At 66.4% G+C, this 7,459-nt stretch carries 7 protein-coding genes; 5 read left to right on the forward strand and 2 right to left on the reverse strand.

Features of this window, described 5'->3' with window-relative positions:
- Positions 1 to 66: 66 nt before the first annotated feature.
- The 4 genes from ACS5Q0_RS02285 (at position 67) to ACS5Q0_RS02300 (ending at position 5,063) form a co-directional block, all read left to right on the forward strand.
- The gene (locus ACS5Q0_RS02285) at positions 67 to 783 is read left to right on the forward strand and encodes an ABC transporter ATP-binding protein (protein WP_473124970.1); all 717 of its coding nucleotides are present in this window, start codon (positions 67 to 69) and stop codon (positions 781 to 783) included.
- The gene (locus ACS5Q0_RS02290; RefSeq protein WP_473124971.1) at positions 783 to 3,362 is read left to right on the forward strand and encodes an ABC transporter permease; all 2,580 of its coding nucleotides are present in this window, start codon (positions 783 to 785) and stop codon (positions 3,360 to 3,362) included. The genes ACS5Q0_RS02285 and ACS5Q0_RS02290 overlap by 1 nt, the downstream gene beginning before the upstream one ends.
- Positions 3,363 to 3,597: 235 nt before the next feature.
- Positions 3,598 to 4,380 carry a Bax inhibitor-1/YccA family protein gene (locus tag ACS5Q0_RS02295; protein WP_473124972.1) on the forward strand — a complete coding sequence of 261 codons (783 nt, stop codon included), beginning with the start codon at positions 3,598 to 3,600 and terminating at the stop codon, positions 4,378 to 4,380.
- Between the two features lie 146 nt (positions 4,381 to 4,526).
- The gene (locus tag ACS5Q0_RS02300) at positions 4,527 to 5,063 is read left to right on the forward strand and encodes a GNAT family N-acetyltransferase (protein WP_473124973.1); all 537 of its coding nucleotides are present in this window, start codon (positions 4,527 to 4,529) and stop codon (positions 5,061 to 5,063) included.
- A gap of 47 nt (positions 5,064 to 5,110) precedes the next feature.
- Here the strand turns inward: ACS5Q0_RS02300 and ACS5Q0_RS02305 are convergent, their stop codons facing one another.
- On the reverse strand, positions 5,111 to 5,491 hold the full coding sequence (locus tag ACS5Q0_RS02305; protein WP_473124974.1) for a DUF2794 domain-containing protein: 381 nt from the start codon (positions 5,489 to 5,491) through the stop codon (positions 5,111 to 5,113).
- A 284-nt stretch (positions 5,492 to 5,775) separates the two neighbouring features.
- Positions 5,776 to 6,792, reverse strand: coding sequence for a zinc-binding alcohol dehydrogenase family protein (locus tag ACS5Q0_RS02310; RefSeq protein WP_473124975.1), 1,017 nt, complete (start codon positions 6,790 to 6,792; stop codon positions 5,776 to 5,778).
- A 95-nt stretch (positions 6,793 to 6,887) separates the two neighbouring features.
- Here ACS5Q0_RS02310 and ACS5Q0_RS02315 point away from each other — a divergent pair, with 95 nt between their 5' ends.
- Positions 6,888 to 7,235 carry a winged helix-turn-helix transcriptional regulator gene (locus tag ACS5Q0_RS02315; RefSeq protein WP_473124976.1) on the forward strand — a complete coding sequence of 116 codons (348 nt, stop codon included), beginning with the start codon at positions 6,888 to 6,890 and terminating at the stop codon, positions 7,233 to 7,235.
- Positions 7,236 to 7,459 lie beyond the last annotated feature (224 nt).

The raw sequence follows: 7,459 nt of genomic DNA on the forward strand, positions 1-7,459 counted from the left end.
TAGGATTCCCATCTATGCCGGATTAGACGAACGTCTCTTGGTTGCCAACAGATCGGGTGAACGGGCATGAAGGACAAGGCCATCGCGCTGCACGACGTCGATTTGAGCCTTGGGCGCGGGGCGGCGCGGGTGCATATCCTGAAGGGGATCTCGCTCGCCGTCGACAGGGGCGAGGCAGTCGGTCTCGTCGGGCCCTCGGGCTCCGGTAAATCCACCCTTCTCATGACCATGGCGGGCCTCGAGCGCCCGGATTCGGGCAAGGTGATCGTCGACGGCACCGATCTGTCGGGCCTCGACGAGGACGCGCTGGCGCGTTTTCGCGGGCGGCGCATCGGCATCGTGTTCCAGTCCTTCCATCTCGTTCCGACCATGACGGCGCTCGAAAACGTGGCGCTGCCGCTGGAGCTGGCGGGCGAGGACGACGCCTTCGAGCGGGCCGAGGCCGAACTCAACGCGGTCGGCCTGGGGGCTCGCCTCCATCATTATCCGGCGCAGCTCTCCGGCGGCGAGCAGCAGCGCGTGGCCATCGCCCGCGCCATCGTGCCCAATCCCGCCATCCTCGTGGCGGACGAGCCCACCGGCAATCTCGACGAGAATACGGGCCAGTCCATCGTGGATCTGCTCTTCGCCCTCAAGCGCGACCGCGGCGCGACCCTGGTGCTGGTCACCCACGACCTGAACCTCGCCCGTCTCTGCGACCGCATGGTGCGCCTGCGCTCGGGCCAGGTGGAGGCCGACACGGAGGCCGATGCGGCTCCGGCCGCGGCCCAGGGAGCGCGTTGATGCACGGCACCGTGTCCGCGCCGCGGCGCGCCCCGGCCTCGCGCCTGCCGCTCCTCCTGCGCCTGGCCCTGCGCGAGCTGCGCGGCGGCTTGAGAGGCTTCGGCATCTTTCTCGCCTGCATCGCCCTCGGGGTGGCGGCGATCGCGAGCGTGTCCTCCCTGTCCCGGTCGCTGACGGAAGGCATCTCCCGCGAAGGCCGCCGGATCCTCGGCGGCGACATGGCCTTTTCCCTGATCCAGCGGGAGGCGAGCGGGCCCGAGCGGGCCTTCCTCGATTCCAAGGGCCAGGTGAACGTCATCGCGTCCCTGCGCGCCATGGCGGTCGCGGGCGAGAAGGGCTCCGGCCTCGTAGAGATGAAGGCGGTCGATTCCGGCTACCCTTCAGTCGGTCAGCTCGAAACCGATCCGCCGCTCGCGCCCGCCGATCTCTTCGCCGAGCGCGACGGCGCTTACGGCGCGGCGGTCGACCCGGCCCTGCTGGCGCGGCTCGATCTGAAGGTGGGCGACCGGGTGACGGTGGGCGGCGCGAACGTGGAGCTGCGCGCCCGCCTGGTGACCGAGCCGGACCAGATCGCTGACGGCATCGGCTTCGGTCCGCGTCTGATGATATCCCAGGACGCCCTGAGGGCGACGGGCCTCGTCCAGCCCGGCAGTCTCGTGCGCTGGACCTACCGGCTGATCCTGCCGCAGGCCCTGTCGAACGAGGAGGGGCTGACGCGGATCGAGGCGGAGGCGAACCGCGTTCTGCCCGAAGCCGGATGGCGGATCCGCACGCGGCTCAATGCCGATCCGCGCTTTGCCAAGAATATCGAGCGCTTCACCCAGTTTCTCACCCTCGTCGGCCTCACCGCGCTTCTGGTCGGCGGCGTCGGGGTCGCCAATGCGGTGCGCGGCTTCGTGGACCGCAAGCGCGCCTCCATCGCCACCCTCAAGAGTCTCGGCGCGCCGGGCGGCCAGGTGGTGATGCTCTATCTGACCCAGGTGATGCTGATCGCGGCTCTCGGCATCAGCATCGGCCTCGTGGTCGGAGCGGCTCTGCCGTTCGTCGTGACGGGGCTCTTCGGTCATCTGCTGCCCATCCCGATCCAGCCGGTCATCGCGGTTCCGGAACTCGGCGTCGCGCTTCTCTACGGCGTGCTCACCGCGCTCGTCTTCGCCATCGCGCCGCTCGGCCGCGCGCACGATGTGCCGGTGTCGGGGCTGTTCCGCGACCAGATCGATCCGGAGCGGCGCTGGCCGCGCCGCCGCTATCTCGCGGCGCTGGCGCTCTCCGTCGCCTCCCTGGTTGCCCTCGCGGTGGTCGCGGCCTACGACCAGCGCATCGCCCTCATGTTCGTCGCCGCGGCGGCGGGTTCGTTCCTGCTCCTGCGCGGGGTCGCGCTCGGCATCATGGCGCTCGCCCGCCGCCTGCCGCGCCCCCGGCGCACGGCGCCGCGCCTCGCGCTCGCGAATATCCACCGCCCCGGCGCGCTCACGCCGTCGCTGGTGCTGTCGCTGGGCTTAGGCATTACGCTTCTCGTGACGCTCTCGCTCATCGACACGAACCTGACGAAGCAGCTGACGCAGAGCCTGCCGGAGCGCGCGCCGAGCTTCTTCTTCCTCGACATTCCCAACCAGCGGGCGGATGCGTTCGAGGGCTTCCTGAAGGAGCAGGCCCCCGATGCCCGCATCGAGCGCGTGCCGATGATGCGCGGGCGGCTCGTCACCCTGGGCGGGCGGCCCGTGTCCGAGGTCAAGGCCCCCGAGGACATCGCCTGGGTGCTCGAAGGCGATCGCGGCATCACCTATGCCAAGACCGCGCCCGAGGGGTCGAAGATCGTGGAGGGCGAATGGTGGCCGGAGGATTATCGGGGCAAGCCGCTCGTCTCCTTCGAGGGCAAGATCGCGGAGGGCCTGGGGCTCAGGCTCGGCGACGAGATCACCGTCAACGTGCTCGGCCGCAACATCACCGCCACCATCGCCAATCTGCGCGAGGTGGAATGGCGCTCGCTCGGCATCAATTTCGTGATGGTGTTCTCGCCCAACACCTTCGCCGGGGCGCCTCATACGCATCTGGCGACCGTCACCTTCCCGCACGGCTCCGATGCGGCGACGGACGCCAGGATCCTGAGAAGCGCGGCTCAGTCCTATCCGATGGTCACGAGCGTGCGGGTGAAGGACGCCCTGGAGGCGGTGAACGACGTGGTCTCCCAGCTCGTCATGGCGATCCGCGGGGCGAGCTCCATCGCGCTCGTCGCGAGCCTCCTCGTGCTCGCGGGCGCGCTCGCGGCGGGGCACCGGGCCCGCCTCTACGACGCGGTGGTGCTGAAGACGCTGGGCGCCACCCGCGCCCGGCTGCTCTCGGCCTATGCCCTCGAATACGGAATGCTCGGCCTCGCCACGGCGCTCTTCGGGCTCCTGGCCGGCGGGATCGCATCCTATTTCATCGTCACCCGGCTCATGAACCTAAGCTTTGACCTAGATTTGTCCGGCGCGCTTCTCGCCTCGGCCTTGGCCGTTCTAGTGACCATCGGCCTGGGGCTGATCGGGACGTGGCGGATCTTGAGTCAAAAGCCGGCCCAATACTTGAGAAACCTTTAAGGCCGCACCCGCATGAATGCTGCTGTAAAGGAACGGCGCGGGGCTTTTGGGGAGCGGCTTCTACTCTGCTCCCCGGAACTATTTTTCACAAAAAGTTGAAGCTTGGCCCATTCCCTTGCGTAACAGCGAACGCCCCCTCATATTCTAGGGGCCGTTAGGGAATCGCTGGCGGCCGAGGGCTGACTTCCCAGCCTTTCGAGGGAACATCGACGGGACACCGTGAGAAAGGGCTCCGATGCAACCGTATGAGCAAAACCAAACCGCCTATGGCACCGGCTTTGCCCGGACGGCGGCACAGGTCGACCAGGGCCTGCGCGCCTTCATGCTCGGCGTCTACAACAACATGGTCCTGGGTCTGGCGATTTCGGCCGTGGTCGCACTCGGCATCAACATGCTGGCCACCACGAGCGATCCGTCTCAGGCCGTCGCCCGCATGGGCGGCATCGGCCTGACCCAGTTCGGCGTGGCCCTGTACGGCTCGCCGCTGATGTGGGTTGTGGCGCTGGCGCCTCTGGCCTTCATCTTCTTCTTCTCGTTCCGCATGGACCGCATGTCGGCGGCCACGGCGCGCGGTACCTTCTTCGCCTTCGCGGCGGTGATGGGTGCCTCGCTCTCGACGCTGCTGCTGCGCTACACGGGCGCGAGCGTCGTTCAGGTGTTCTTCATCACGGCGGCGTCCTTCGGCGCGCTGTCGCTGTGGGGCTACACCACGAACCGCAGCCTGTCGGGCATGGGCTCGTTCCTGATCATGGGCCTCTTCGGCCTGATCATCGCCTCGATCGTGAACATCTTCGTCGCGTCGAGTGCGCTGCAGTTCGGCATTTCCGTGATCGGCGTCCTGATCTTCGCGGGCCTCACGGCCTATGACACGCAGAAGCTGAAGGAGATGTATCTCTACGGCAACTACGATACCGAAGCGGCCGGCAAGGTGGCGGTCTTCGGTGCGCTTCAGCTGTACCTGGACTTCATCAACATGTTCCAGTTCCTCCTCGCGCTGCTGGGCAACCGCAACGAGTAAGAGCGAACGACCCCGAACCTCCAAGGAGCCCCGGCGAAAGCCGGGGCTTTTTTTGTGCGCAAAAGCCCGTTGCAGCGGAGCATGGGCGGCTCGGGGCTTTCCTCCCCCTTGCGGGGAGGGCTCGTCGCGTTCAATGCTTGAAGCCGATGACTCTGACGATCCGCCCCTCCCTCGACGCCGATCTGCCTGCCATCGCGGCCATCTATGCCCACGCCGTGCGGCACGGCACGGCCTCCTTCGAGCTCGACCCGCCGGACGAGGCCGAAATGGCGCGCCGCCGCGCGGCCGTTCTGGACGGCGGTTATCCCTACCTCGTGGCGGAGCGCGAAGGCGACATTCTCGGCTATGCCTATGCGGGCCCATACCGCACCCGGCCGGCCTACCGCTCCACCGTGGAGGATTCGATCTACGTCGCTCCCTCCGCCCAAGGGAGGGGCGTCGGACGCGCGCTGCTCGAAGCCCTGATCGCGGAATGCGAGGCGCGGGATTTCCGGCTCATGGTCGCCGTGATCGGCGACGAGGAATCGAAGGGCTCCATCGCCCTGCACGAGAGCCTCGGCTTCGCGCTCGTGGGGATCCTCGAGGGGATCGGCTACAAGCACGGTCGCTGGCTCTCCACGGTGCTCATGCAGCGCCGTCTCGGGCGCGGCGCAGGCGAGCCGCCGACGCGCCCGATCACGTAGCGCCGTTCATGGGCGAGGGCGTCGGAATGCGCGAGGCGTGGGAGCGATCAGTTCGACACGACTTTGGGCTTGTCGAGCACGCGCAGGACGCGGGCGAGTTCGTGTCCGCGCTTGAGGATCAGGCCCGTCGAGACGACGACCGAATACGCGCCCTGCTTCTTGGCGAGCTTGGGATCTTTCTCGATGCGGTAGAGGGGCATTTCCGACGTGCGCCGGTAGATCGAGAAAACCGCTTTGTCGGGCGTGAAATCGATGGCGTAGTCCCGCCATTCGCCTGCGGCGACCATGCGGCCATAGAGATTGAGAATCGTCTGCAATTCGGCACGGTCGAAGGACACTTGCTTGGGCGCGGCGGGGAAAGGCAGGATGCGGGCCGAGCCCTGCACCGAGCCGCCGCGCAGCGGCTCCGAGATGTCGCCTTCGCTCATGAAATCTCCCGTCCTGATTGTCCCATGCTGATGATGGGTCCGGCTCGGGATCGGATCAAGCCGTAAACTCCACACGAAGCGCCCGTTTTCGGGCAAATCTTATTCCTGCCGCAATCGCGCCCATAAGGCGCCTCAGTAAAAGTCGTAAATGCTTACGTTGCCTCGACGGCCCGGCTTGCCCATCGGCTTGGACACGTCAGCCCCCCAGCCCTCCAGGCTTTTGGAGAGCCGGGCCACCAACCCTCGAGACACAGGCCGCCTGGAAAGGCGGCCTTTCTTTTTGGCTAAAACCCCGACAACACGATTTTGCCCCTGGCGCGATTGCTCTCGATGAAGGCATGCGCCTTCCTGAGATTGGCGGCGTTGATCGGGCCCATCACGTCTGCGAGCGTCGTTCTGATCGTGCCTTCGTCCACGAGACGCGCGGCTTCGTTCAGAATCTCGTGCTGCCGCTCCATGTCCGCCGTCTGGAAGGTCGAGCGCGTGAACATGGATTCCCAGTGGATCGAAACGCTCTTGCCCTTCATCAGGCTGATGTCGAGCGGCTCCTTGGGGTCGTCGATCAGGGCGAAGCGTCCTTGCGGCGCGATGGCCTTGGCGATCTCGGGAAAATGCGCATCCGTGTGGGTGATGGAGAATGCGAAGGCGGGCGCCCCCAGGCCCAGGGCCTCCACCTGCGCCGCGAGCGGCTTGGCGTGATCGATCACGTGATGCGCGCCGAGGTCCCTGGCCCATTGTTCCGTTTCCGGGCGCGAGGCGGTGGCGATCACCGTCACGTTCGTGAGCCGGCGCGCGAGCTGCACGGCGATGGAGCCGACGCCGCCCGCCGCGCCGACGATGAGAATGGCATTAGCCGCGCCCTTCACCGGGCGCTTGATGTCGAGGCGGTCGAACAGGGTCTCCCAGGCCGTCAGCGTGGTCAGCGGAAGGGCGGCGGCCTCCTCGAAGCTCAGGCGTGCGGGCTTCCTGCCGACGAGCCGTTCATCGACCGCGTGGAATTCGGCATTGGTGCCCTGGCGCGTGATGGCCCCGGCATAAAACACCTCGTCGCCCGGCTTGAACAGGGAAACCTCGGATCCCACGGCCCGGACGATTCCGGCGGCATCGTAGCCCAGCACCTTGTACGTGCCGGGCTCGGGCACGGCGCGGCGGCGCACCTTGGTATCCACGGGATTGACGGAAATCGCCCTGACCTCGACCAGAAGGTCCCGGGCCCCGGGCTGGGGGTTGGGCAGCTCGATATCCACCAGGGAGGCTTCCGAATCGATCGGCAGGGATTGCTGGTAACCGACAGCGCGCATGGCTTGTCTCCTTTCGATGAAGACAGAGTTGAACACAGGGGCTACCATGGCAAGAACGCACAATAAGCGCCCATAGTGTCAAAAAGGATACCGTCATGCCCCGTGCCGCCAGGAAACAGGCCTCCACCGGGTGCTCGGTCGAGCGCGCGCTCAGTCTCATCGACGGCAAATGGAAAATCGTCATTCTCTACAAGCTCCTGCGCGGAACCTTGCGTTTCAACGAGCTGCGCCGGCTCATTCCCGGCGTGACGCAGCGGATGCTCACGCACCAGCTGCGGGAGCTGGAGGCGGACGGCCTGATCGTGCGCGTGGTTTACGCCCAGGTTCCGCCGCGGGTCGAATATTCGCTCTCCGCGCGTGGACAGAGCCTGGAGCCGGTCCTCCTGGCACTGAAACACTGGGGGGACACGAATCTGTCGTCTTTTGAGGCCAAAGCGGCATAAAATTGCTGCGTCCGCAGAAACTTAACCCTCTGACCGGAAGACTCCTAGGGTTGAGTTGCGCGGTCGGATACTCTGTGGCAACGCTCGCTCAACGATCATAAGAGGATACGCGCATGAAGCTGGAAACGCCGACCAGCGGAAGCGAACTGACGGCCGAGGCCGTTGCGGTTCTGGAAGCCGGGCACAAAGCCATTCCCCCCACCTTCGTCCGCGATCTCTACGGG

The organism is Microvirga sp. HS2, from assembly GCF_055792805.1.